This window comes from Aeribacillus composti, from assembly GCF_031760945.1.
Classification (GTDB): Bacteria; Bacillota; Bacilli; order Bacillales; family Aeribacillaceae; genus Aeribacillus; species Aeribacillus composti.
The window spans coordinates 1,338,214-1,364,320 of the sequence record NZ_CP134501.1 but is presented as its reverse complement, the minus strand read 5'-3'; the positions used below and the strand labels follow the sequence as shown (position 1 = coordinate 1,364,320).

Sequence of the window (26,107 nt, the reverse complement as noted above, 5' to 3'; positions counted from 1 at the left end):
TTCCCAAACCCCTTTTTTATTTATATCGGTGCAAAATTCATCATTTTTATAGAATAGTAAAATAGACCCAGTTTCATATACAATGCTTCTAACAACTAGCTTTTAGGAGGTATAGGATCCGTTTAAGGTGACATCAATAACTTTTTCTGCCAAAATTTGTTTGTCTATTGTTTATCCTACCAAAGAAGAAACAACGCGGCTCTTTTCTATTTCCCTTTTTACAACAAACCAGTATTATCTTACGACTAATTTTGAATTTTGCAAGCATTATTGGGGACGAGAGGATGACAGCAGTGTTGCTTGACCGCCTCACTCACCGTTCACACAATCCCTTTTTTAATCAGTGTGAAATCGCAGACATAAAATCGCCATATGTTTTCAAAAAATGAACCGCCCATTTTAAGGTCATGATTTATGCAATTGGAACGGAGGCATGAACTTGCTATTATCAAAGAAAAAACGCTCCTTCATTAGGAAAACAGTCCCAGATCACCTTAAATATTGAGCATTTCGCATCTTTTCCAACATAAAAACAGCCTGCAGACAAAAAATCCAATTTGTCTGCAGGCGAGTGGACAATTTTGATTAAGTTATGTTGTCCCAAAAAACTCCTCATATAACGCTTGTACGGCTTTCTTTTCATCCGTTCCTTTTACGCCAAACATCATGCTCACTTCTGATGAACCTTGATTAATCATTTCGAGGTTCACTCCGCTTTTAGCAAGTGCTGTTGCAGCTCGGGCCATCGTCCCGACATTTTTCCGCATTCCTTCGCCAACAATCATGATTACCGCTAAATCATAAGCAACTTCTATATTATCGACTTCCAGTTCCTTTTTGATCCGCTCTACAACTTTCCGTTCTGTTTCCGAATCAAACTGATCCTGGCGCAAAATGACAGAAATGTCATCAATTCCAGAAGGTGTATGTTCATATGACAGCCCAAAATCTTCTAAAATTTGCAACAATCTTCGGCCAAAACCGATTTCTCTGTTCATTAAATATTTATTGACATAAATGCTGCAAAAACCGGTATCACTAGCGATACCTACGACAGGACCGTTAGAATTCGTTCGTTCATGCACAATTTTTGTACCAAGTGCAGATGGATTATTGGTGTTTTTAATATTTACCGGGATTCCTGCACGGAATGCCGGAATAAGTGCTTCGTCATGGAATACTGCAAAGCCTGCGTAAGATAACTCACGCATTTCTTTATATGTAAGCTCCCGAATTTCTTTCGGATTTTCAACAAAATTAGGATTTACGGAATAGACCGCATCTACATCCGTAAAGTTTTCATATATTTCCGCTCCGACTCCGTTTGCCAAAATCGAACCTGTTATATCAGAACCGCCACGAGAAAAGGTAACGAGCTTACCGTCTTTTGAATAACCGAAAAATCCAGGGAAAATTAGAATTCCTGAGCGATCACGCAGCTTTTTTAAATTTTCATAGGCTTCCGGCAGTACTTGTGCATTGCCGGGTTCATCGCTCACAATAAGCCCTGCTTCTTTAGGATTCACATAATGGGCTTCAACACCGCGCGATTGAAAATACGCAGTGATCAGTTTTGCATTATTATCTTCACCGCTGGCCTTCACCGCATCCATAAAACGGGCAGGATTTGATTTGTCCCCATGTAAAATTTCTTGCAAATCAGCTGAAATTCGATCAATAATATCATTAGATAATCCTAATTCTTTAGCAATTTCAGCATATCTGTTCACAACAGCTTCATATGTTTCCTTTGCGCTGCCATTGTTCAAATATTCTTCCCCGCACTTTATTAATAAGTCGGTCACTTTCACATCTTCTTTAAATCTTTTGCCAGGAGCCGAAACAACGACAATTTTTCTTTTTGGATCAGATGTGACGATATCGAACACTTTTTGAATTTGTTGCCCAGATGCAACGGACGTTCCACCAAACTTTACAACTTTCATATTTACTACATCCCCTACCAATAATTTTAGCAATATTTTATAAAATTCCATATAAATCTTATTATCTCTTTTCATGCTGATTGTTGCAATAGTTTTTTCAGTGCCTAAATGATCATTACAGCTAAACTCTCGGTTTTTAATTAGTTGCGTTCACGGTGCGTTTTCCTCATCAACAACCTTCTTCTATGACTTGAAGAAGAATCAAGTCTTTCATATCTTCTAGTATATCACCCAAGAAGAAAAATTAGATCATGTTTCAATCGTTTCACCAGATCCTTTATGGTTGAAATACGCTGTTTTAGCGCTCAAAGAATACATCTCGCCGTACAGCTTTGTTTGGTTGGAACATTTTCCGATATTTTTTAGCAGCGAAAACCTGAATCTTTGTCAATGATAAAACGCTGAACAGGTTACATCTCGGATGTTGAAAATTGTTATCGTTCGATGGTTAATGGCTACTGCTTTTTTCGACAACTGGGGACGTGCTCCCTTTTACGCTCTAGAAACCTTAAAAGATGAGTGACGACTGGGCCTCGGGTAAACGGTGTTCTTATCCATGCTTTACAATCTCTTTTGGATTCCTAAATTGATGATGGAATTGCCATTTCAAAATGATTGATTCAAACAAAGAATGATTTTTTTCTAGCAGCCAAAGCCGATAATGATTATAATAATGATTATTGATCAAAAAAGGGAATACGAATGTATCAGTCGTTTTATCATTTTCGAACTTTAATTCCTTGTCATGTACCTGTTAGAGAGGTGAAACATCATGAATCAATCGAAAGGCAGTATCGAGGCTGAAATCAGCAAAGCATTAACAAAATGGGAAAAAGATTTTCTTGGACGCGGATCTGTGTCCGTCAAAACGGATATTTTGCGGGATATGATTATTGTATCGCTGCAAGGTATTCTAACCCCTGCTGAATATGCCCTCTGTGAGTCTAAAGAAGGGATGTTGTCTGTGAAACAAATCCGCTCCAGTTTAGTCGAATCCGGGGTTGATGAGCTGAAAGAGATGATTTTTCAAATTACAGAAGAGCAAGTAAAAAGTTTCCATACGGACCTTAGTACTCAAACCGGGGAGCGAATTATGGTGTTTAAATTGTTTCAAAATTTGGAAAAGAAACTCCTTAAATAAACGTAAACGCTTTTTCTATAAATCTCTAAAAAAATACGTGCAATCTTGAAAACGATGATGTATAATGAAAACAACTTTTTTTGAAAAAATACGAGAGAATTGCCAAAGTCGGCAGACCTTCAAAAAACCTACGGAATCTATTAGTAGGTTCGTTGAAGGTAAACCGACAATGGGAAAACTGAAACGGGAGATCTAAGCCAATCGAAATTGGTTTAAGGTAAACCGGCTATCGTCATTTTTAGGCAAAAGACAGTCATTTTCTTAAAAAAGGCTGTTTTGCTTAGAATGACATAGCCGGTTTTTTTCTTTCAAAAAGGTCACACCAGAGGAGGAACGAAATTTGCAAGAAATGTTGGTTTTCGGATGGCTGGCAGCATTGATGATCGTGCTCATAAGCGCATTGATTTATCTGCATCCTCGTGTGCCCGACTGGTATGTACATGTTCACGTCGGCCTGCTTCTTTTGCCGATTGCTTCGGCATTCTTCGGGTGGATTTATTCTGGCGCGGAAATAAAAGCCGGACCATGGCGGCTCGACACGATTAGCTGGATGATGGCGGTCTATATTTCAACACTCGGCTTTATCATCCAGCGGTTTTCCATTCGATATTTGCATGGGGATCGAGTCTACCGGCTATATTTTCTATTCTTGACATGGACAACCGGCTCTTCCGCCAGCACTTGGATGACTGATGATCTACGCCTGTTTAGCATTTGCTGGGCGATGCCTCTTTTCGGTCTTGTCTTTTTGACGGCTTTAAAAAAAGAATGGCGGCCGGCAAAAGCTGAAGCGGTGCAAATGGGAACAATGTTTTTTGTTTCTTCCCTTGCGGTATGTGCAGTGTCTGTCTGGCTGTTTCATGCGACTGGGGAGTGGAAGTTATCGGGCGCTTTATCAACGGATAAGTTGTCTCATCTTAAATGGTGGGAGACAGCCGGAATAAGCTTGCTGCTTATTTTGGCGGCCATCATTCCTGCCGGGCAATGGCCTTTCCACCGTTGGCTGCTTGAATCTGCGGTAACGCCGACGCCGGTTTCGGCTGTGATGCACGCCGGTCTTGTCAATGCCGGAGGACTTTTGCTTTGGCATTTCTCACCGTTGTTTACGGATGCAGTCACACACGCTCTCCTTCTTCTAATCGCGTTTATTTCCGTCATGATCGGTACCGGCGTCAGTTTCGTTCAAGTAGATTATAAACGGCAACTAGTCGCCTCAACGATGGCACAAATGGGTATGATGCTTATTCAATGTGCATTAGGCGCTTACGAGGCGGCAGTCATTCATCTTATTTTGCACGGCTTATTTAAAGCGACTTTATTTTTACAGTCCGGATCGGCTGTTCCCCGTCCGGGACATTCGGCACGAACATTGGTGCACAAAAAAGGACATAGGTTTGTCGGCACGATGCTTGGCTTGGCACTTGGATTCGGCTTCTGGGCCGTTTCGCCGGAAGAGCCGGCGCGCCTATTGAGCGCTTTGCTCCTTGGTTCGTCCATGACGATTGCATGGAGCAGATTTGCGCTTTTCCGAGAAGGTCGATGGCTTGGGTTGGCACTAGCAGCGATACTGGCATTTATTTCAGAAGAAGTGCGCAGCGGACTAATGGCCATGCTGCATAAAGCAGAGGCTTCTCACTTTGCACCTCCGCTTGTCCTTGAATGGCTTACTTTCATTTTGTTTATTGTTTCCGCATTGGCGTTGGCACAGCTCTTTAAACAACGTTCTTCCGGTATTGCTGCCCGATTTTATATGCGGCTTGTTCATTTTGGCGAGCCCAGTCTGTCTGCGGTTGAACGGCATCCCCTTTATTTGCATGCATATATGAAGGAGGAGATGACCCATGAGTAAAACAGTGATTTCACTTGAACGTCCTGAAGAGCAAAGTAAACGAAATAAGAAAGATGTGTCCCGCTCTATTCTTCAGCTCGTGGAACAGGCATGCGATGCAATTGCTCCCCTTTGGCCGATTTCAACGTTCATTGCACGGCATCCGTGGATGGAACTTGAACATATGCCGTTTACCGAAGTAGCTGAGCATTTGCAACAAACCCAGCATGTTCACCTGTATCCGACAATGGCGGTTGTACGCAAAGCTCTCGCTAGAGGCGAGATCAATCCCTCCTTCGTTGAAAAACAGCTGGAGAACTGGCTTTCCGAGCAGTCTCTACCCGTTCATCGCCACAAAGCGGAACAGTTGTGCCATGCACTTTTGTGGAACGAAACCGTACCACATGAATGGTTAGATTCATCAGAACTGAACGAGCTGGCGGAGGAAATAGCCGAGTGGATCGGTTCCACAAACGCAGCGGTGGTGAAGCCGATTTGTACCCGCATTTACAAGCTAGACGAACGGCTTGATCAACAAATGATCAAATGGTGCAAACTATATTTGGATGATAATCAAGCTGCATGGGCAATGCCCTTCCGGGAACAGGGATTTTATCCTGCTTGGCAAAAACTTATCCAAAACGATCCGGCTCTTTCAAAAAATGAGAGAAAACGCCTAGCTGACTGGCCGGAAGATGCGGAAACAGCACTGTTGTTTTCGCTGTCGCTGCTTGATATAGACGATGAAAAGGCGAAAGACTATTTAGAATCGCATCTTCTTGCATTGCCGGGATGGGCCGGCATGTTAAAGTGGCGTTCTCAGCAAAGTGGAGAAGGCCTCCAACTGTTAGTTGATTATTTGGCCATTCGTCTTTCGTTAGAATGGGCATTTGTCTCCCCTTACTTGCCGCTGGAACAGGAGAAAAAGGCTGACGTTTCAAGTTTACTTCCCCTTTTGGCCGCATGGATCCATTGGGGAGGAATATCTGTGGATGAGTGGAGGCAATTGTCGAAGGATGAAATGACATCCTGTTTATTGTTTGCCGACCGGTTTTGGCGGATCAATCGTTATCACCTTTGGCTCGAGGCGTGGGAAGAGACGTACGAATCCCGGCTGCAAGAAAAAATTGCATCCCGTCCATACATTGGACAAAAAGAGCAGGCCGCCGTCCAGTTTCTTTTCTGCATTGATGTCCGTTCCGAGCCTTTTCGCCGTCATTTAGAGGAATCCGGTCCATTTGAAACGTACGGTTGCGCAGGATTTTTCGGTTTGCCGATCCGAACGCGTGAACTTGACAGCGACCATACCCATCCTTCTTGTCCTGCGATCATTGAGCCGAAGCATGAAATTTACGAATCTGCACAAGATGATGCTGCAAAATACCGTCGCCGGCTCAATGTATTTCAGTTCATCGGGGGCACCTTTAAAAAAATGAAAAAAGATGCATTAGCGAGTTTATTGCTTCCAGAAATGAGCGGCCCATGGCTTGGTTTGCATACAATCGCCAGAAGCATTGCCCCTAGATGGGCGGGCCATTTTCTCCAGCAAGCTGAAAAAACAGCTGAACGGAAGCCGCCGACAAACTTGTCATTGCATCATGAAGTGTCTTGTTCATCATCCGGTTTGCCCATCGGGTTTACAACAGAAGAACAAGTTCAGTACGTAAAACAATTGTTAACAAATATCGGGTTAACATCGTCTTTTGCCCCCCTTGTCGTTGTCTGCGGTCACGAAAGTATGACAACGAATAACCCGTATGCCTCCTCCCTTGATTGCGGGGCGTGCGGCGGAACAGCCGGAGCTTTTAATGCCCGCGTGTTTGCAAGCCTATGTAACTTGCAGGAAGTAAGAGAAGGACTGGTGAAGGAAGGGATCTTCATTCCAGATGAAACCGTATTTGTGGCAGCGGAACATATCACAACGGTCGACGAACTCTACTTACTCGATTTGCCAACCTTATCGAAAAAGGCAGAGCAGTCACTCCGTTTACTAAAAGGAAAGCTAGAAGAAGTGAAACGGAAAGCAAACGCCGAACGGCTGGCGAATCTCCCTTGCACCGGCAAGTCGAAAAATCCGGTGACTGAGGCGAGCCGCCGTTCCGTCGATTGGAGCGAAATCCGTCCTGAATGGGGATTGGCTGGAAACGCAGCCTTTATTATCGGCCGCAGGACGCTTACAAAACATTGCCATTTAGACGGGAAAGTGTTTTTACACAGCTATGACTGGCGAAAAGACCAATCCGGCGAAGCACTTGAAAATATCATCTCCGGTCCTGCTACGGTCGGGCAATGGATCAATTTGCAATATTACGCATCAACCGTTGCACCGCATTATTACGGAAGCGGCAGCAAAACGACGCAGACGGTTACAGGTGGATTCGGGGTGATGCAAGGGAATGGGAGCGACTTGCTTTCCGGTCTTCCGTGGCAGTCGGTCGCTTCTTCCGACAGGGAGCTGTTTCATTCCCCCCTTCGTTTGCTCATGATCATTGAAGCACCGCGTTTTTATATCGAGCGGCTGCTCCGGGACAATCCCCTTTTCCGTCAAAAAGTGAAAAACGGATGGCTCCGTCTTTCTTCCATTGAACCTGAAACAGGGGCTTGGTTAAAATGGAAGTTTGATAGGATTCATGGCGAGTTTTATACCGAGCCAATTTAAAAAGTGACCCTTGTGGAGTAGCAAGAATTAAAAGCTACTGAAGCAGTTTTAAACCGTAGATGGTTATCAAGTGGACATATTTGTCGTACAGGAACCCTGATCGAAAAAAGTACAGATTGGAACACTCTTCCTTAAATTCTCCGGAGAAGTTTTCCATATTTTTCTAAATAAATTTTAGGTTCATTTTGCAGTTATATTGACTTGATGAACCCGTGATCACTATGTAAGAGGAAGCCGTCTACTTCTCCATTCTTTTTTGTAAATGTCAATGCAAAACATGACGTTTTCAAAAAGTTGTGAAGTGAAAATCAGGGGGCTGTCCGATAAGTCCCTAAAATGAAGCAAGTGGAGAAAAACAATTCGTTTCTCTCCACTTGCTTTTATATTTTTTCGATTTTTATCTGAAAGTAGCTGGCGGATGCCGGCTACTTTCAGTATGTTGTGGGCTAATGCCACAATCCCAAACTCAACATGTACCTTGTCGAGGCCCCGCAAAGAAAATCTGCGGAACGACCGATTGCCCTTGATGTGACCGAACACACTTTCTGCCTCGACTTTGCGTCGAGCGTAGATGGCGGCTTTCTCTTCACATTCAAGGGCTGTTTTGGCCTTTGCTTTCATTTCTTCGAAGATGGGATTCCAGTGAACTTGACGATTTCCCTTCGCTTTTGTGCATTTCGCTTTCAATGGGCAATCGGTACAATCTTCACATTCGTATATTTTGAAGCTTTGTTCATAGCCAGATGGATTCTTTTTGTTTTGGTATTTTTTAAACGTTACTCTCCTTCCATTCGGGCAAATAAAACAATCATCCTCTTCACAATAGGTCCAGTTTTTGGCATTTTTAATGTCTTTTTTGTATGTACGTGTTTGTTCTTTTACATAGCTCCCATAAGGAATTAGAAACTCAAACCGGGGCTCTTTCTCATCACCAACTGCATATACATAGTTTTCTTCACTACCATAGCCTGCATCCGCAATAACTGTTTGGGGCATCGGTAATGAAGTGGAGGCTAGCTTCTCCATATGTGGGATAAAGCAACGTGTATCGGTCGGTCGTTGATGAATGGTATAAAACAAGATAAACTGATTCTCTGTCCCCATTTGCACGTTGTATCCGGGCTTGAGCTGACCGTTTTTCATATGGTCTTCTTTCATGCGCATGAAGGTTGCGTCTTTGTCTGTTTTCGAGTAGCTGTTACGGTCACCGAACATTTCCTTTTGTTCCTTGTATCTTGCCATTCGGGGCAGGAAATCTTCCCGAATTTGTTTCACCGATTTCTTTAATTGACTGCGTTTTTTTCGCTTCTCTTTCCGAATGGATGTATCGGTCTCCTTTTCGATTTCTTCCGTTAGCGTTTCAACTTTTTCTTCTATTTCTTTTGCGATTTCCTCCAGGTTTTGTTCGGTGATCTCTGTATGTTGATCGCTTTCCTTTTGCCCTGTTCCGGCTTCTAATTGGGTTAATTCATGAATGTGCTTTAGTGTTTCTTGGATTTTTTCTTTTAATTTCTCTTCGAATTTCAAAGTGGATTTTTTCCACACAAAAGAATACTTATTGGCATTGGCTTCGATCTTAGTGCCATCCAAAAAGTAGTTTTCCATCGTGATGTAATGTTCTTTTATCAATTTGAGAATCATGACTTCAAAGAGCTCATCCATGAAAGCTTTCATCCGTTCCCCTCGGAACTCATTAATGGTGCGAAAATCTGGTTGTTGCATCGCTGAAAGCCACATGGCAGGAATATTTTCTTTAACGAGTTTTTCGATTCCTCGGCAGGAATAAACCTTTTGAGAATAAGCATACAGAATGATTTTCAGCATCATTTTGGGATGATAGGAACTTCTGCCGCCGCCTTTATAATGAGAAAACAATTGTTTATCTGGTATCGCCTCCACCATTTCGTCCACGACACGTGCCACGTGATGTTCGGGTATGAGAGATTCAATATCATAAATCATTTGAACTTGACGGTTGTTATATGGTTTGAAAGTAGGGGCTAAATTTCTTTTGGCAGGAGTTTTTTTTTCTTTTCCATCTAGAGGAAGTGTCATTTGTGTGTTATAATTTTCACGAGTAATCATATGACTGCTCATAAAAAATCGTCCTTTCTGTAATGTTGTGTGGTAACTTCATTTTACTAGAAAGGACGATTTTTTTGTGCATTTTTTTTAAAAAGTGAAAAATGAGGGGCTCCAAAAAGTCAGTTACCCTGACTTTTTGGACAGCCCCCCTTTGCACACAATTATAAAATAAAATTTCAGTTTTAAATTATAATGCTGTCAAGCCGCCGTCAATCGGATACACAGCTCCATTAATAATCTCCGCATCATCTCCAAGCAGGAAAACGACAAGATTTGCGACTTCTTTTGGTGTGCCGTAGCGCTTGGCAGGAATCCCCTCTTTAATGGCAGCTTCTGCTTCTTTTGATCCTTTTGTAAACCGTTCCATCATATTCGTAGCGGTCGGTCCAGGCGCAATAGCATTAATCCGAATATTTTTATCCGCATATTCGCCGGTCGCCGTTTTTGTCAGCCCAATCACTCCGTGTTTTGTAGCAGCATAAGGGCCGACCCCTGGACTTCCTACAAGTCCTGCGTTGGACGCTGTATTAACGATGGAACCTCCACCATTTTCAAGCATAGCTTGAATAACATATTTCAAGCCATAAAAAGCTCCTTTTAAATTGATATTGATTACTTTCTCAAAAGCATCATCCGGATACTCAGCTATAGGCGCAACTGCTCCCTCAACGCCGGCGTTGTTAAAGAACATATCGATTTTTCCGAATGCTTTTTTTGTTTCCTCTATGTATCGTTTCACATCCTCAACTTTGCTGACATCCGCTTGAACAAAGATAGCTTTTCCACCTTTTTCTTCAATCTGGCGAACCGTTTCCATGCCCCCTTCTTCTGACAAATCGACTACAGATACAAAAGCCCCCTTGCTGGCCAACAATAAACAAACTTCACGCCCAATTCCGCTGCCGCCGCCAGTGACAATCGCAGATTTGCCTTCAAATTTTGCCATTTTTATATACCTCCTTTATCAAATTTCAAAAAATTGTTTACATGCATAAAGTATACACCATATTTGACGTCATCAAAAGATTACTTACTCAGCTTTCGCAGTCCAAAATCTTGTTTAAATGCTTGATGTAAATGGTTTTGGGAAGTACAAAATTATCATGTGACATTTTTTAAAACATAAAGAAAGACACCTATTCTTTTGGTAAAATATTGGTGACGAAACCAAATCCAAAAGAAAGGTGTCACCACTATGATAACGAATAAAGACTACTTTGCGCAATTACCAAAAGAAATTAAACAAGGATTTTCCGAATTAAATATTGGATATCATTTAAGAAGAGCGAATATTACGAAACTTTCCGGGTATTCTTGTCTTACTGTTTTCAAACTGATTTTTCTTTTAGTCTTCCAATATAAGAACTGGTTTCGTGCTTTTATGAGTAAACGATCTCAGGATCTGCCCGGAAAGGATACAGTCTATCGCTTTTTAAATACACCAACCTATCATTGGAGAAAGTTTCTACTTTCATTAAGCAGTGAAATGATCCGTCTGCTTCAACCATTAACTTCAAAAGATCGTGTCACAGCTTTTGTGATTGATGATTCTGTCTTTTCAAGAAACCGTAGTAAGTCGGTTGAACTGTTGGCTAAGGGTTTTGATCACTCTACCCATCAGTACTTGAAAGGGTTTCAAATGCTTACCCTTGGCTGGACCGATAGTTTTACTTTTATTCCCGTTGATTTTGCTCTTCTAAGTTCACCGAAAAAGGAAAATCGCCTGCAAGAAATCAATACCAATATTGATAAACGAACATCTGGCTATAAGCGTCGCCAGGAAGCTCTGAAATCAAAACCGGACGTGGCTTCAGCTTTACTTGATCATGCGCTTGAAAAAGGGATTATAGCTGACTATGTTCTCATGGATTCCTGGTTTACACAAGCGCCTTTAATTGAGAAGATTACGAACAAAGGGTTATTTGTCATTGGCATGGTGAAGCAATTAAAGCAGCGATACGTTTACAATGGTGAACGTTTCACACTGAATCAACTTTACAAATTGGCAAAACCTCACATGGGTAAAAAAGACATTCGCGGATCCGTTTATGCTACTTTAGACAATGGAATTCCAGTAAAAATTCTATTTGTACGAAACCGTAATAAACGGAGCGAATGGCTTGCCATTCTCAGCACAGATACAACATTAGAAAATGAAGAGATCATTCGTATTTACGGCATGCGTTGGGACATTGAAGTCTTCTTCAAATGCAATAAATCCCTTTTAAATTTAGAGAAAGAATTCCAGGGACGTTCCTACGACATGTTAATTAGCCATACAACCATTGTTTTTACACGATATATTCTCATTGCTTGGCAAATGCGAAAAGAGGAGGATCCTAAGACGATTGGCAACCTTTTTTACATCCTTTGCGAAGATGTAAAAGACATAGATTTTATTACTGCCCTTCAATCACTTATTGACCTTTTCCAAACTTTGGCGGAAGCCGAGGTTTCTTTGAACATGGACATCTTTAAAAATCAAATGAATAAATGGTTGGCCACTATACCTAATTATATCAAGCAATGCTTAAATATTTCTGTGTGCGAAAGTTGAGTTACTTATTTAAAAATTAAAATAAAAATATATCAGCCGATAATAAAAATGTGAATAAAAAAGACCATGTTCAAGCATACAAGGAGGTACACGATTTGGATATCGTCCAAGCAATTATTCAATCCATTCCAATTTTTAAACAAGTTTTGCGAGAGGATATTATGATCACAGTCTTTGATCATGAAAAATATTTATTTTATTCTCCCAGCAAAGATTTAGACTTTGGTCATCAACCCGGTGATCCATTGCCGCCGAAGTATTTGAACTTTCAGATGGTTGACAGGGAAAAGCCGGTTGTCGTCAAAGTCCCCGAAGAAGAATTTGGCATACCGTTTGATAGCATATCCGTGCCTATAAAAGATGAAAACGGCAATGTTATTGCTGCAATAAATGCGGCCATCAGCACTAAAAAGCAGCATTATTTAAAAACCATTATTGATGAAATAGAAAGCTTTTCCCACTCATTATTAGATAAAATACAGCAAATTGTGGCTCATTCTGAAGAACTGTCAGCAACTGCTGATGAAATAACGCAAATTGTGAAAAAAGCAACTGAACATTCCGACAAAGTCGGCAACATAACGAAAATCATAAAAGAGATTAGTGATCAAACAAATCTTTTAGGCTTAAACGCAGCGATAGAAGCTGCTCGCGTTGGCGCTGCCGGTGCTGGATTTGGCGTAGTGGCAAATGAAATACGCAAATTGTCTACAAATACGAAGGAAGAAACAGTAAATATTGAACAAACATTAGACAGCATTCAAGAATACATGAAGCGAATGGAAAATGATTTTAACGAAATATCCCAATCTTCACAAGAAGAAGCACAACTAATCACGGAACTAATGGCAGATTTAGAAAATTTAAATCGAGTTTCCCATAAATTAAAAGACTTCATGAAAACCATTTTGGGATACGATAAAGAAGATATAGAAATCAAACAATAATGAGTGGTTCGTTTTCTCAATCGAGTAGGAGGGGGTGACTAACCCCCGACCTCTCACACCACCGTACGTACCGTTCGGTATACGGCGGTTCAATTAAGTATGACGTAGTGCTTGATATCTTTCGAATAGACTTCTTAACCCTCGACGCTTCCAATAGGAGTTGTCGAGGGTTTTGTGTAGAATGGGACTGCAGGCAATCCGCCAATATTTCTTGCGTGTATTGCCCCATTCGAATGCTTTATGGCTTGGAACCCCTAATCCTCTGAGTTTCCGAATTCTTGTTTTCGGGGTTTTCCATTCTTTCCACAAACACATCCGAAGCCTTCGTCTAATCCATTCATCAAATTCTTTGAACTTACTTGGTGTTTCTGCCAAGGCAAAATATCCGCACCATCCCATTAAATACTTGTTCAGTTTCTCAATCCTTTTCTCCATTGGATACGGTTTCGACCTTGATGTAATTTCACGGATCTTGTTCTTCAAACGTTTCACACTTTCGTTCGCAATCCGTACCTTTGGAGTCTTATTGAGTGTGAAGCTGAAACCGAGAAACTTCCGTTTCCAAGGACGGTCTACCGCCGATTTCTCTTTATTTACCTTGAGCTTTAACTCCTTCTCTATAAAGTTCGTAATGGAGTTCATGACACGAATTCCTGCTTTCTTTGTTTTCACATAGATGTTACAGTCATCCGCATACCGAACAAACTTATGTCCACGTTTCTCAAGCTCCTTATCCAATTCATGAAGCATGATGTTTGATAAAAGTGGACTAAGCGGGCCGCCTTGAGGCGTTCCCATGTCCGTTTCCATTACCACTCCATTGATCATCACGCCTGATTGAAGATACCGGCGGATTACCTTCAGTAGAATTCGATCTTTGATCGTTTTCGCCAAGATCCCCATCAGTTTGTCGTGATTCACCTTGTCAAAGAATTTCTCTAGGTCTATATCGACTACCCAACGATATCCTTCTTTGATATAACCCTTTGCTTCCCTAACCGCATCATGTCCCCTTCTACCTGGGCGGAAACCATAGCTATGGTTCGAGAAGGTCGGATCAAAGATTTTCGTCAACACTTGGGCAATCGCTTGTTGGATGAAACGATCCGTCACGGTAGGGATCCCTAGAAGCCTTACTCCACCGTTCGGTTTCGGGATTTCGACTCGACGGACGGGTAAGGGCTTGTAGGTTCCTTCTCTCAACGACTGTCGAATGGAGTCCCAATTTTCGTAGAGGTGTCTTCGTAGGTCTTTTACGGACATGCCATCTACTCCGTGACCTCCTTTATTCTGTTCGACTCGTTTCAGTGCCGCCAGGAGATTTTCCCGTGACAAAATCATTTCCATCAACATTGATATCCTCTCCACGTGAACGAATTCTTCTATTTGTGCCATCTTCTGCTCCACCCTCTTGAAGTCCCCCGTGGGATTCACCACTTCCTCCTTCAAGTAAGTCCTATCGGATTGTCTGCTTCCACACAGAAGATGAACGCCTAGCGATTCGTTCTCCTTAATTGTTCAGTCCTTCCTCTTCCATCTCGAGCTTGAAAGAGTACTATGACTTCTGCTGACTTCTGACTGTTCAGCTATCTATCACTAGATAGGTTACCAAGGTTACTTGGCGTGCCAGCCAGACCTCCCCGGGTAAGAGTGTAATCTTTCCTTCCATCCATCTGCTTCATTTACTTTGTATCACCTTCGGCAGAAAGGGCTTTGTTTTGTTGTGCAAACTCACCCAGTGATACCTAGCCTCATATGAAGTTCGTGTTCCGAGAGACCTTAAAGTTTGCCGCTCGCTTCCTTCAGATTCCGCGTCGCCACGGACACCCTTGCGTTAAGCTAACTGCTACTTCTGCCTTCGCAGCTCGGGACTTTCACCCTATAGATTACACCCATGCCGGGCGCACACATACTGAAAGTAGCCGGCATCCGCCAGCTACTTTCAGATAAAAATCGAAAAAATATAAAAGCAAGTGGAGAGAAACGAATTGTTTTTCTCCACTTGCTTCATTTTAGGGACTTATCGGACAGCCCCTTACTGTTGTTTGGAATCTTTATTCATTCGCCGCTTAAGTTGAAGTTGATAACCATGTTAATGACGAATAAAGAACAAATGGCTTGTATGGAAGAGCTTGTTTCTGAAAATCTCTTCTGCAAAAACAAGATTTTCTTTTATATATAAAAGAAAAGTAAAGAATCTCTGCCGCAATGATAGCGGTGGATCTTAAATTGATCTTATTGTTTTTTTATTGTCCTTCAAAAAAGAAAATCTTTAGTAACATCTTCGTTAATTTCATGATTCTCTTTCAGCAATTTCAACCGTTTTGACATGAAACCCGTCCATGTCTAAAATTTTAAACGAATATTGGTCAAAATCAATTTCATCTCCGACTTTCGCATCCATCTTTTGGGTTAAAATCCATCCGCCGATAGTATCAACATCGGACTCTTTAATCTGGAGGCCAAAAATATCATTGACTTCTTCTATCAAAACTTTTCCATCGACAACCGTTTTCGAATCAGTAATTTTCTTAATTTGCGGAGTTTCATCCGCATCGAATTCATCGCGAATTTCCCCGACAATTTCTTCCAAAATATCTTCGACTGTCACTAGACCTGCCGTCCCGCCGTATTCGTCAATTAAAATGGCCATATGAATGCGTTCCATTTGCATCTTAACCAACAGGTCATGGATCGGAATCGTTTCAATGACATGAATGACTGGCCGCACATATTCGCCCACCGTTTTTTCTCCTTGGATTCCTTTGACATAGTCGGTGAGCACCTCCTTCATGTTTACGATTCCGATCATATTATCTTTATCGCCGTTAAATACGGGATAGCGCGTATAATGCTCCTCCATGACAATCTCAATGCAGTCTTTTAATTTCATGTCTTTATCAAAAGCAACAATTTCTGTTCTTGGAACCATGATTTCTTTTGCAATACGGTTGTCAAACTCAAAAATGTTGTTGACATATTTATATTCCGACTGGTTGATTTCCCCGCTTTTATAGCTTTCAGACAAAATAATGCGCAATTCTTCTTCCGAATGGGCAATTTCATGCTCTTGTGCCGGCTTGAGGCCAAACAAACCCGTCAAAAGCCTCGCAGCGCCGTTTAAAATCTTAATAAACGGTTTCATGACTTTGTCGAACAAAATGAGCGGACGGGCAAAAAGTAGCGTGATATGTTCCGCTTTTTGTATGGCGAATGTTTTCGGCGCCAATTCGCCGACAACAACATGCAAAAACGTCACAACGGAAAAGGCGATTACAAAAGATAAAATGGTTGTAACCGAGGCTGGAAGCTGAAAATAAACAAACACAGGGTGCAATAAATGCTCAATCGTAGATTCACCAATCCAGCCCAATCCTAAAGAGGTGATGGTAATTCCAAGCTGACAAGCTGACAAATATTCATCTAAATTGGATATAACCTTCTTGGCTGCAATCGCTTGTTTATTTCCTTCCGAAATAAGCTGATCGATTCTTGAAGTTCGGACTTTGACAATAGCGAATTCCGATGCCACAAAAAAACCTGAGAGGGCGATTAAAAAAGCCACTATAAGCAAATTGAAAATTTCCAAATATCTCCCTTACCGCTTCTAAACAGTAAGGAATACACCTCCTGTAATCTTACTTTTATTTAGTATTTTCTTAAAAGGGAATATGATTAATAATAAGTTGCCAGCAACGCCTTCACCAAATTGGCACTTTGCTTAGACAATTTTTCCATTATGATGGTGCGCTGTTCCCTGTTCATATGATCCATCAATTGCTGCATGTCTTTTATTTCTTTTTCAAGATTTTGCATAAGTTGGGCAATATGGTCGACATGCATTTCCAAGCTTTGATTTGATAGTGTTTTTGATTGCAACATATCAATGATATCTTTAATTTCATAAAGCGGACAGTTCATTTTTTTATACCGCTTCACCAATTCAATCGCTTCAACCGCTTCTTCATCATACAGGCGATAATTGGAATCAGAGCGCCTTGGGTGCAATAAGCCGATCTTCGTATAATAATCGATCGTTCGTTTTGAAACGTTCGTTCTCTCGGCTAACTCTCCAATTCTATAATACTTCCCAATACATTCACCCCTGCTTATAGAATTATTTTTAATTTACAAAAAATTAACCGTACAGTCAACGTTTTAGTTTTGGAAAACAAGCAAAAAACTTTTCATTTATGTCTAACTTACTTTCACAGTTTGATTTTTAGTTCAAGGCCTATTTAGGAACTGTTTCAAAAATAAATTTCATTTTGTAAAAAAATTGGTTAGCAAAATGAAAGTCACTTTCTCCTTTTGGCAAAATACAGGAAACAAGTTAATAGTTTGGGCTCATGATTTTCGAACCCTCATTTTGTATTAAGTTGGAAAAAATGCCCGCCTGCCGCTTTGGCAATGTCTTCGGTTCGGTCTGGATGAAACGAGATTAAAAAACATGTGGCAGGTCCGGCCGATTTTGTTATATCAATTTCTGTTGAAGTGATTTGGCAATAATCTAACTTGTTTTCTTCACAAAGCTTTTTCCATTCATATTGAACTCCTTTTGAGCCGATCGGAACGATTTCAAATACATACGGCAATTCCAATAGTTTTTTTATGATTGGCAGAGGCCCGATTTCATGTTTTTTTTCGATTACTTCGCCTCCGCACAGCGGTTTTCCGATGCAGGCAAATTTCGCATGGCTTGGCGTTTTCCGAACCTTGATGTCTGCTCTTCTCACCTTCCCGATGACCATGATCGCAAAAGCGGACTGAACCATCTTGAAATTGCTTTCTGTGCTTCCGGTTATGGGAATCGGTTCGCACTTAAGTTCCGAGAAAAGGGTTTGACAGCCTTTTTGCAAATGAGACCATTCTTCTTCACCGATGAGGTTTTGCATGACGATAGCAAGCGGCTTTGCCCCCACTGTTAAACATTCGGATAAAGCTACTCTTAAACCATAATAAGCGACCGTTTCATAATCAACTTTGACGTAATCGAACAATTTTTGTCCCACACCGCCGGAATTGTCAGCGGTAATCACAAGATCTTCATCATTTGATATCGGAATCATGATAACGTCTCTCATGGCGGTGAACCCCTTTTTGTTTTTCTAAAATAGGAACAAGTTTTATGGTTACGATATGACCAATCATTAAATTGATGGCTGTACCGATGACCAATCCCGGCAGCAACCCGAAATAAAAGCCTTTCCCGATCAGAAAGGAAAAAGGAACGGCAGCTAAAAAACCATTGGCGATAAAAAAGAAAACGGCTGCTGCGTATTTGTTTTTTCTGTAAATCACCCCAAATGCCCAAACGAGCAAAAACATTTCGACTGCAATCATTGCATGAAACGCTCCTAACGGAGAACCAGCGAGATAGCTTGACATGATATGACCAAAGAAAGCCGCAACTGCTCCCGCAACCGGCCCTAATACGACAGCGGCCACAAGGGCTGGAAATGAATCAAGGGCAACACTCGAAATATACGCGGGGATTTTAATAAATGCTCCGACAACGGAAAGTGCAATAAACATTATCAAATACGCATATTGTTTCATTCTGTTCCCTCTTTCTTTTTAATTGCGCAATCTTCCCATTAATATAACGAATGAAAGAAGTTTAACCGTACTTTTATTTTAATCTTTCACTGATTCCATACCAAATGATATCAACGCGTCCTGCTTTCGCAATCAATTGTTGGAGGCAGCTCCCGCATGCATCCCGCCACTTGCGTTCCAATGGGTCAATTGGAACAACGCCTTTTGTAATATCATTGGCAATAATAATGACTGTTCCTCTCTTTTTTACTTCCCACTCATGCCAGTTGAAAATCATCTTTTCCCACTTTTTTTGCCAGTCCGACGATTGATCGATCAGATGAAAAATATATTGTTCAATTCCTTCAATGACCGTTATTTTTTGAAAATGCTCCGTCTCATAAATTTCAGACACTTTGGTTTTCTTTACGTAGCCGCAAAACCATTTGCAAGCGCCGGATTGCAGCCGGTAATGCTCTTTCACCCATTTTCTTTTTCCGTTGAACGCTCCGCCGACAACAACATGCACCGCTTTCACCTCCTTACATCTGTTCGCTTTCCTGTCAATGAACAATACGCTCCATGATCCAAGCGCCATTGCCAATATGATGATCCTTCGGGTCCATACCGATAAAGGATCTCGCGAATGACGCCGCCATGAGTGATCATTGCAATGTGGGAAATGGTTTCATCAAAAAAATAGGTGACCGTCTTTTCCCAGCCTCTTTTGACCCTTTCTGAAAAGGTTGGATACGATTCTCCGTTTGGCACTTCAAGATGCAGCATATCGCGAAGCCAGCTTTGATAGCGGGCATCTCCTTTCAGTTCGGAATAGGTTTTCTGTTCCCAATCGCCGAAATTCATTTCCCTGAGTTCTTTTAAGGCAACGAATTTTTGTTTTGGGTAAATGATGCCGGCCGTTTCTGCGGCGCGTTGCAAATCGCTTGCTATTACCAGATCAGGAGCTTTTGGATAATGGCTTTTTTCCAAAGCTTTTTTTCCTTCTTCACACAGTGCTTCATCCGTCCAGCCGATATAGCGTTTTTGTCTATTTGCTTCTGTCAACCCATGACGTATAAGAGTAACAACCACGTTACCATCCATAAAACTGTCTCACTCCCTTCAATCACTGCTCCAAAGGAATCTCCTGTTAAGCCGCCGAACGATTGAAGGAAAAACCGGCGGGCGTACAAATAAAGGAAAATAGACGATAAGGCCATCAAAAGATAAACGGCTGGTAAACCCGGGATCATGGGGACGGCGATGAAAAAACATAACAAATAACCGATCAGAACGGCGAAATCTTTTTTGGCAAGCGTTTTAGCAAACAAGTACCCAAGCCCTTCCCGTTTCGCCATTCCCGGACCATCAATCATTAGGGCGCAAACGATGAGACGGGAAAAAAACGGAATGAACACAGCAAACCAAAAATTGTCGATTGCGCCGATGATTTCCGCCATAAACAAAAAGCGAAAAGCTGACAAAAACAGCAGCGCCAACACCCCAAACGTTCCCACTCTGGGATCTTCCATAATCTTCAGCCTTTTTTCCTTGTCGCGATAAGAAAAATAGGCATCCGCTGTATCTGTAAAACCGTCAAGATGAATGCCGCCCGTTATCGCCACAAAATAGAATAAAAGAAAAAGAGCGCAAGCCCAATTGGACAATGGTGTCCAAAATTTTGCCATATACATGATCAAACTGCCTGTCAAACCGATGAAAGCCCCGATCATCGGCATACTTAACACCGCAAATTTGAGCCGTTTCTCATCTATTGCAAACTCCTTTTGAACCGGAATGATTGTGAAAAACTGGAGCGCAAGAAAAAAACCCTCCATTATTTGTCTGGCCGTTCTCATTTCATTTCCCCCACGATTGAATGATGTTGAGCAAATCATCCATATGAATATGGTTTTGGACATGTCGGGCAATCTGTTCATACTTTTTTGTTTTTTCCTTTTTCAACCATTTTACTTGCTTTTTTTCAAGTCCTTTCCGTTCTCGAATCCTGTTGAGCCATTCCGTGCGGAATTCGTCATTGAAAAAAATATGGTGGAAATATGTGCCAATCACCCTTCCAGAGTCGATCACCGCGCCATCCGTCCCGTCCGAAAGCTTGATAAAAGGCCGCACTGCTTGCGAAACAATCGGTTCGGTTACGCCTAAATGAATTTCATACCCTTCCACGAAAAACTGGGGAAAACCTGATTGCGGATGAATAACCCCTTTGTTCCGCACCGTTTTTTTCTCATGATAAAAGGTTGTGCCCACTGGGAGGATGCTGAATCCTTCTGCATAACGTCCTTTCACCCCTGTATCCGATCCGGCTTTATCATACAAGTATCTTGAAAGCATTTGATAACCGCCACAAATGCCGATGATCGTTCCGCCCGTTTCGTTGTATGGTTTAATCTTTTGAGCCAAGCCGCTATTTTTCAATTGTTGCAGATCGTGAATCGTGCTTCTTGTTCCCGGAATCACGAGGGCATCCGGTTCGCCGAATTCATCTGGGCCGGACACAAGTCGGATGGAAACATCTTCTTCAAATAAAAACAGCTCAACGTCCGTGTAATTGGATATATAGGGGAGCTTTACCACCGCAATGTCAATTTCTCTCCTGTTTTGGTTGGCAAATCGTTTGGTGAGCGACAAAGAATCTTCGCCTTCGATCATATGTCCGGAAACATAAGGGACCACCCCTAATACTTTGATGCCCGTCCGTTCCTCCAGCCATTGCACACCGGGTTGAAACAAGCTGAGATCTCCTCGGAATTTGTTGATGATAATCCCCTTTACCCGGCTACGTTCTTCTTCGGAAAAAAGTTCAAGCGTCCCGATAATGCTGGCAAACACGCCGCCCCGATCGATATCTGCCACCAGTATCACCGGAACGTCGGCCAGTTCGGCCACTTTCATGTTGACAAGTTCCCTGTCTTTCAAGTTGATTTCAACAGGACTTCCTGCCCCTTCCATCACGAGAAAATCATATTGTTCCGACAGCTTTTCCAGTGAAAGCTGAATCGCTTCCAGCCCTTTTAGATAAAATTTTTCGCGGTAAGCTTGACCGCCTAATGTTTCATAGCTTTTGCCAAGCAAGACGATTTCCGAAGTGCAATCGCTTTTCGGTTTCAATAAAATCGGGTTCATATAGACGGAGGCCGCCGTGCCGGCGGCTTCTGCCTGAATTCCTTGAGCCCTGCCGATCTCCCTTCCATCCAATGTGACATATGAGTTGTTTGACATATTTTGTGATTTAAACGGAGCAACCTTGTAGCCAAGTTTGTGAAAAATAGCACAAAATGCCGTGGCAATGAAACTTTTGCCAACATCAGAAGCCGTTCCCTGAATCATGATCCCTTTCATTGTAGTTCTCCCTTCATAGCAACTGGAATGCCGAATTCCATTCTGACCGCCAAATCCGCACGTTCAACGATTTGTTGATGGAGATGGCCGAGAAGGCGAACATATTGGAACACTGCATTTGACCGCGCTGGAAATTCCCAGTTGACCTCATTGGAGACGATGCAAAATAGCTCGCAGCTTTTTTGCAGCTCAGATAGATCACGGATGATTTTTTCCAACACATATTGGCGAAAAGAAGCGGCCTGCCATCGTTCACCATGTTGTTCATGAAAAAAAAGTTCGTTCGTCAACAACGTTGTTAAACAGTCCAGCAGCACAAAATCATTTTTTTGCAGTTTTTTCGACAACTTGCCGACATCATTCGTCTGTTCAATTGCCAGCCATTTTTCTTTGCCTTGGGCTCTTTTTAGCTGGTGTTGCAATATTCGTTTTGTCATTTCTTCGTCTGATGGAAAAGAGGTTGCAATATAAACAAGGCGGTTGGCCTGATTCTTTTTAACCGTCAAATAATGTTCTGCCCACGAACTTTTCCCGCTTCTCACCCCGCCGGTCACAAAGATCAACACTTGTCCTTCCACTCCTTAAGCGCTGAAAGAAGCCGGTCGTTTTCTTCTTTTCTCTTAACCGCCAAACGAATGTATTTGCCGGAAAGCCCGTTGAAATTGTATGTATGTCTAGGCACTATACCTCTTTCCAATAAAAAGCGGATCAAAGGCAGCATATCTTTTTTTGGCTGCTCTCTTAACAAATAAAAATTGACAGAGCTGTCCGCCACCACAAAACCAAGTTCATGGAGATGTTCAAACATTCGCTTCCGTTCTTGAGAGATCATTCTTTTTGTTTTTTTAACATAGTCTTCGTCCTTTAATGCTTCTATTCCCGCCCTCTGTCCAATGGCGTTGACGCTCCAATGCACCTGAAATTTTTTTAGTCTCTGGATGACCGTCTCATCGGCAAACAAAAAGCCAAGTCTTAAACCTGCAATGGCATACATTTTGGTCAAAGAACGCAAAATGATCACATTGGAAAAAGATGATAAACAATTCAGAATTGATACGTTTTCCAAGGCGAAATCATAGAATGCTTCGTCCAGAACGACAAACGCATGCTTCTTTTTGGCATCACGAATGATTTCCAATAATGTTTCCCGGTTAAATACTTTGCCTGTCGGATTGTTGGGGTGGCAGAGGAAAACCGCTTTTTTCCCGGAAAGAGCCGTTTTTAGCTCCTCAACGTTCAACTCCCAATTGTCTTCCTCTTTTAAAACATAGGATGAAATCCTCTTTGAGAACGGTTCGCATGCTTTTCGGTATTCTGAAAATGCCGGTTCCACGATCAATACGTCTTCATTTTGCAGCAAGGCGGCTGCAATGATAAAAATAAGTTCTGCGGCACCGTTTCCAATTAATATATTTTCAGGCGAAACATTTTCCTTTCCGGCAATTACCGCTCGCAATTCCGCCATATCAGGATCTGGATAATCGGCAACAAACGGAAAAAAGCGATCCCAGTTTTTGCGGATGCATTCAGGCGGACCGAAAGGATTGATGTTGACGCTGAAATCGATGATGTTTTCCGGCATCCGGATGTTCAATGATTTATAAAGATAAGATGGATTGGCTCCATGTGATGGCAGCATCGAAGCATACACCTCCGATCATGAAAAATAGCAAGAAAAACCTGTCTGTTTTCTTCATAATATCAATAGCATCGTGAATATGTTTTGCTTCTAGCGAATAAACCCCGTCTCCCAATTTAGGGCGATTAGAAATTTTCCCTTGATAACGGTTGATTCCCCCTAATGATACACCCAGCAAAGCAGCCATGGCGCTTTCAAGAAATCCGCTGTTGGGGCTGGGGTGTTTGCGCGCATCCCTTTTCAGAATGGAAAAGCATTCCCGCTTTTGAATCCCTTTTGCCGGATGATTGACAAGTACCATGATGAAAGCTGTCAGACGGCTCGGAAGGTAATTCAACAAATCGTCCAGCTTGGCGGAAGCAAACCCGAATTCAGCGAACTTCTCGTTTTGATAGCCTACCATCGAATCCGCAGTATTGACGACCCTGTACAAAACCGCAAAAGGAGCTCCGCCGAACAGCGCCCAAAAAAGCGGTGCGGTAATGCCATCGCTCGTATTTTCCGCTACCGTTTCCACCGTTCCCCGAACGATTTCCGATTCTGGCAAATCTGCCGTATCGCGGCCGACAATCCATGACAGCTTTTCTCTTGCCGAAACGAGATTTTTTTGGCAAAGCGGTTCATAAACTGCCAAAGCTGCTTCCCGCAAACTTTTTTCCGCTATCATAAAAGAAATGATCACCGCTTCCGCAAAAATGCCCGCTGCTGGGTGAAGCCTAGAGAAAAATGACACAATTGAAAAAGCGGCCAGCATAAAAAATAAACCGACCAGCATGATCATCGCCATACCTTTTTCTTTCTTAAAGCGCCCTTTGTTGAGGCGCCGTTCGCAAAACGCAATAGACCAGCCAAACAAGCGGACGGGATGGGGGGCATTTTTCGGATCCCCGATGACTTGATCGATTACAAACGCCAGCATAATCGCAATTACATGTTCTGTCATGTCCTTCCCCTTCTTTTTTTATTTAGCTGAATCGCTTGAATTGTACTCTCATATACCCCCCTGCCGACCAATCTTCCAAGTGTTGTGATCGTGCCAGCGTGCTGATGAAAAATGCCCTTTTGCGTGGCAGCCACTAATATGCTATCCGTTGAAGTGCCTGTTGCAATCGTATTGGAGACAGGATCCAACACTTTTTCATCAGCCAGCGCCTTCGTTTTGGCTTCTGTTGCCGTCATCACACTTTCAATAAATGCTTGATCAGATAACCGTCCGTTTATCAAAATCCATGTATTGATCGTCCCTGAAGCTATGCCATTCCGTTTTATACTATTTGCTGCATCCACTGCATTGGAAAGTCCTGCTGTCACAACAATGACAACGGAGACTCCTTCTGCTTCAAGCTCGCTGACTACCCCATCTTCCAAACAAGCCGCGGTCATCATGGCGACTGTTGCATGTTGATCAAACCCGTTTTTCTGCAGAAAATCGGCCATTTCCGAACGGCTGTCTTGACAATTGTAGCTTTTATCGACATGACGGTTGACAAAAGTGCTGTGCCAGCCAAATCCTCCGCCAATAATGGCAGATGAAAGGGTTTTGAGCGGCGATGCCGCTTTTAAATAGATGAGTTCCTTCGTCTGAACAATGTCCCTTTTTGTCACTTTATATGTTTCTTCCTGTTTCTGTTCGGGTATAAGCAGCATTTGCGGGCGGGCAAGCTCCGGATGTGATTGTTTGACAATCGAAACACCATACACCTGTTCAATCGTTTTTTCGTTCATCACGACAGATGGATTATCAACGGCAACCGCTTTTCCATCTTTTAATAACAGCAGTTTGTCACAATAAAGGCTTGCTAAATTCAAATCATGAAAAATTGAGACAACCGTTAATCCATTTGATTGTGTCCAATTTTTCAACTGATCAAGCATGATTTTTTGATGGGAAATATCAAGATGGTTCGTGGGTTCATCTAATAAAAGCAAAACGGGGTTTTGTGCAAGAGCCTGCGCTAAAAAAACCCTCTGTTTTTCCCCGCCGCTTAATTCATTGATCGCTTTATTTTTTAAGTGGGAAATATTCGTCTGCTCCATGGTCTTTTGGATGATTTGTTCATCTTCTCCCGTCAACCGCTTGAAGAAACCCGTTTGAAAAGGATAACGGCCGAGCGCCACTGTCTCCCAAACGGTATAATCAAACATTTGCGTTGGGATTTGCGGCAATGAAGCGATGTTTTGCGCCAATTTTTTCGGAGAATAAGCAGAAAGAGGTTTGCCGGCAAGCTCGATCGTGCCGCTTTTAACCGGAAGAATCCCGCTGATCATTTTTAATAGTGTCGTCTTTCCACTCCCGTTTGGCCCCAAAATGCCAAATATTTCCCCTTTTTTTACTGAGAAGGAAAGGTTTTCGATAATCTTTCGCTCTTGATAGCCTCCCGAAATGTTCTTGACTTGCAGCATG

General features: G+C 42.2%; 21 protein-coding genes. 5 read left to right on the top strand and 16 right to left on the bottom strand.

All coding sequences use genetic code 11. The features are described from left to right. Positions 1-590: 590 nt before the first annotated feature. On the bottom strand, positions 591-1,946 hold the full coding sequence (locus RI196_RS06730) for an aspartate kinase (protein ID WP_311067133.1): 1,356 nt from the start codon (positions 1,944-1,946) through the stop codon (positions 591-593). Positions 1,947-2,718: 772 nt separating this feature from the next. On the opposite strand from RI196_RS06730, the gene RI196_RS06725 reads away from it, so the two are divergent. The 3 genes from RI196_RS06725 to RI196_RS06715 all read left to right on the top strand — a co-directional run bounded on the left by RI196_RS06725 (position 2,719) and on the right by RI196_RS06715 (position 7,574). Beyond that, the gene (locus RI196_RS06725; RefSeq protein WP_311067132.1) at positions 2,719-3,087 is read left to right on the top strand and encodes a Na-translocating system protein MpsC family protein; all 369 of its coding nucleotides are present in this window, start codon (positions 2,719-2,721) and stop codon (positions 3,085-3,087) included. Between the two features lie 349 nt (positions 3,088-3,436). Continuing rightward, positions 3,437-4,936, top strand: a complete 1,500-nt coding sequence (locus RI196_RS06720) for an NADH dehydrogenase subunit 5 (protein WP_311067333.1) — start codon at positions 3,437-3,439, stop codon at positions 4,934-4,936. Next, positions 4,929-7,574 (top strand): DUF2309 domain-containing protein, encoded by a 2,646-nt coding sequence (locus RI196_RS06715; protein ID WP_311067131.1) that lies wholly within the window; start codon positions 4,929-4,931, stop codon positions 7,572-7,574. Before RI196_RS06720 ends, RI196_RS06715 begins: the two co-directional genes overlap by 8 nt. A 219-nt stretch (positions 7,575-7,793) precedes the next feature. Here the strand turns inward: RI196_RS06715 and RI196_RS06710 are convergent, their stop codons facing one another. Both RI196_RS06710 and RI196_RS06705 read right to left on the bottom strand, forming a co-directional pair. Then, positions 7,794-9,671: an IS1182 family transposase gene (locus tag RI196_RS06710; protein ID WP_311067130.1), complete on the bottom strand. Its 1,878-nt coding sequence runs from the start codon at positions 9,669-9,671 to the stop codon at positions 7,794-7,796. A gap of 175 nt (positions 9,672-9,846) precedes the next feature. Then, entirely contained in the window at positions 9,847-10,605 is a 759-nt protein-coding gene (locus tag RI196_RS06705; RefSeq protein ID WP_311067129.1) for an SDR family NAD(P)-dependent oxidoreductase, read from the bottom strand. A 249-nt stretch (positions 10,606-10,854) separates the two neighbouring features. On the opposite strand from RI196_RS06705, the gene RI196_RS06700 reads away from it, so the two are divergent. After that, on the top strand, positions 10,855-12,216 hold the full coding sequence (locus RI196_RS06700) for an IS4 family transposase (protein WP_311067128.1): 1,362 nt from the start codon (positions 10,855-10,857) through the stop codon (positions 12,214-12,216). A 95-nt stretch (positions 12,217-12,311) separates the two neighbouring features. Beyond that, positions 12,312-13,163, top strand: a complete 852-nt coding sequence (locus RI196_RS06695; protein ID WP_311067127.1) for a methyl-accepting chemotaxis protein — start codon at positions 12,312-12,314, stop codon at positions 13,161-13,163. 93 nt (positions 13,164-13,256) lie between these two features. On the opposite strand, the gene ltrA is transcribed toward RI196_RS06695, so the two are convergent. From ltrA to RI196_RS06630, 13 genes are all read right to left on the bottom strand, one after another. Next, on the bottom strand, positions 13,257-14,516 hold the full coding sequence (gene ltrA / locus RI196_RS06690; protein ID WP_311067332.1) for a group II intron reverse transcriptase/maturase: 1,260 nt from the start codon (positions 14,514-14,516) through the stop codon (positions 13,257-13,259). 940 nt (positions 14,517-15,456) lie between these two features. Beyond that, the gene (locus RI196_RS06685; protein WP_311067126.1) at positions 15,457-16,752 is read right to left on the bottom strand and encodes a hemolysin family protein; all 1,296 of its coding nucleotides are present in this window, start codon (positions 16,750-16,752) and stop codon (positions 15,457-15,459) included. A gap of 86 nt (positions 16,753-16,838) precedes the next feature. After that, complete coding sequence (locus tag RI196_RS06680) at positions 16,839-17,198, bottom strand: MerR family transcriptional regulator (protein ID WP_311067331.1); 360 nt, start codon at positions 17,196-17,198, stop codon at positions 16,839-16,841. 329 nt (positions 17,199-17,527) lie between these two features. Beyond that, on the bottom strand, positions 17,528-18,247 hold the full coding sequence (locus RI196_RS06675) for an AIR synthase related protein (RefSeq protein ID WP_311067125.1): 720 nt from the start codon (positions 18,245-18,247) through the stop codon (positions 17,528-17,530). After that, complete coding sequence (locus tag RI196_RS06670) at positions 18,213-18,722, bottom strand: ECF transporter S component (RefSeq protein ID WP_311067124.1); 510 nt, start codon at positions 18,720-18,722, stop codon at positions 18,213-18,215. Before RI196_RS06670 ends, RI196_RS06675 begins: the two co-directional genes overlap by 35 nt. Positions 18,723-18,795: 73 nt before the next feature. Then, positions 18,796-19,230 (bottom strand): bifunctional adenosylcobinamide kinase/adenosylcobinamide-phosphate guanylyltransferase, encoded by a 435-nt coding sequence (locus RI196_RS06665; protein ID WP_311067123.1) that lies wholly within the window; start codon positions 19,228-19,230, stop codon positions 18,796-18,798. 5 nt (positions 19,231-19,235) lie between these two features. Further along, the gene (locus tag RI196_RS06660; RefSeq protein ID WP_311067122.1) at positions 19,236-19,805 is read right to left on the bottom strand and encodes a histidine phosphatase family protein; all 570 of its coding nucleotides are present in this window, start codon (positions 19,803-19,805) and stop codon (positions 19,236-19,238) included. After that, positions 19,763-20,560: an adenosylcobinamide-GDP ribazoletransferase gene (gene cobS / locus RI196_RS06655; RefSeq protein ID WP_311067121.1), complete on the bottom strand. Its 798-nt coding sequence runs from the start codon at positions 20,558-20,560 to the stop codon at positions 19,763-19,765. Before cobS ends, RI196_RS06660 begins: the two co-directional genes overlap by 43 nt. A gap of 1 nt (position 20,561) precedes the next feature. Next, positions 20,562-22,064, bottom strand: a complete 1,503-nt coding sequence (locus tag RI196_RS06650; protein ID WP_311067120.1) for a cobyric acid synthase — start codon at positions 22,062-22,064, stop codon at positions 20,562-20,564. Then, positions 22,061-22,630: a bifunctional adenosylcobinamide kinase/adenosylcobinamide-phosphate guanylyltransferase gene (locus tag RI196_RS06645; RefSeq protein WP_063389402.1), complete on the bottom strand. Its 570-nt coding sequence runs from the start codon at positions 22,628-22,630 to the stop codon at positions 22,061-22,063. Before RI196_RS06645 ends, RI196_RS06650 begins: the two co-directional genes overlap by 4 nt. Continuing rightward, a complete protein-coding gene (gene cobD, locus RI196_RS06640; protein WP_063389403.1) occupies positions 22,624-23,703 on the bottom strand; it encodes a threonine-phosphate decarboxylase CobD in 1,080 nt (359 codons plus the stop codon). The genes RI196_RS06645 and cobD overlap by 7 nt, the downstream gene beginning before the upstream one ends. Continuing rightward, positions 23,663-24,646, bottom strand: coding sequence for an adenosylcobinamide-phosphate synthase CbiB (gene cbiB / locus RI196_RS06635; RefSeq protein WP_063389404.1), 984 nt, complete (start codon positions 24,644-24,646; stop codon positions 23,663-23,665). The genes cobD and cbiB overlap by 41 nt, the downstream gene beginning before the upstream one ends. After that, on the bottom strand, positions 24,643-26,106 hold the full coding sequence (locus RI196_RS06630) for an adenosylcobinamide amidohydrolase (RefSeq protein WP_063389405.1): 1,464 nt from the start codon (positions 26,104-26,106) through the stop codon (positions 24,643-24,645). Before RI196_RS06630 ends, cbiB begins: the two co-directional genes overlap by 4 nt. Position 26,107: the final 1 nt, after the last annotated feature.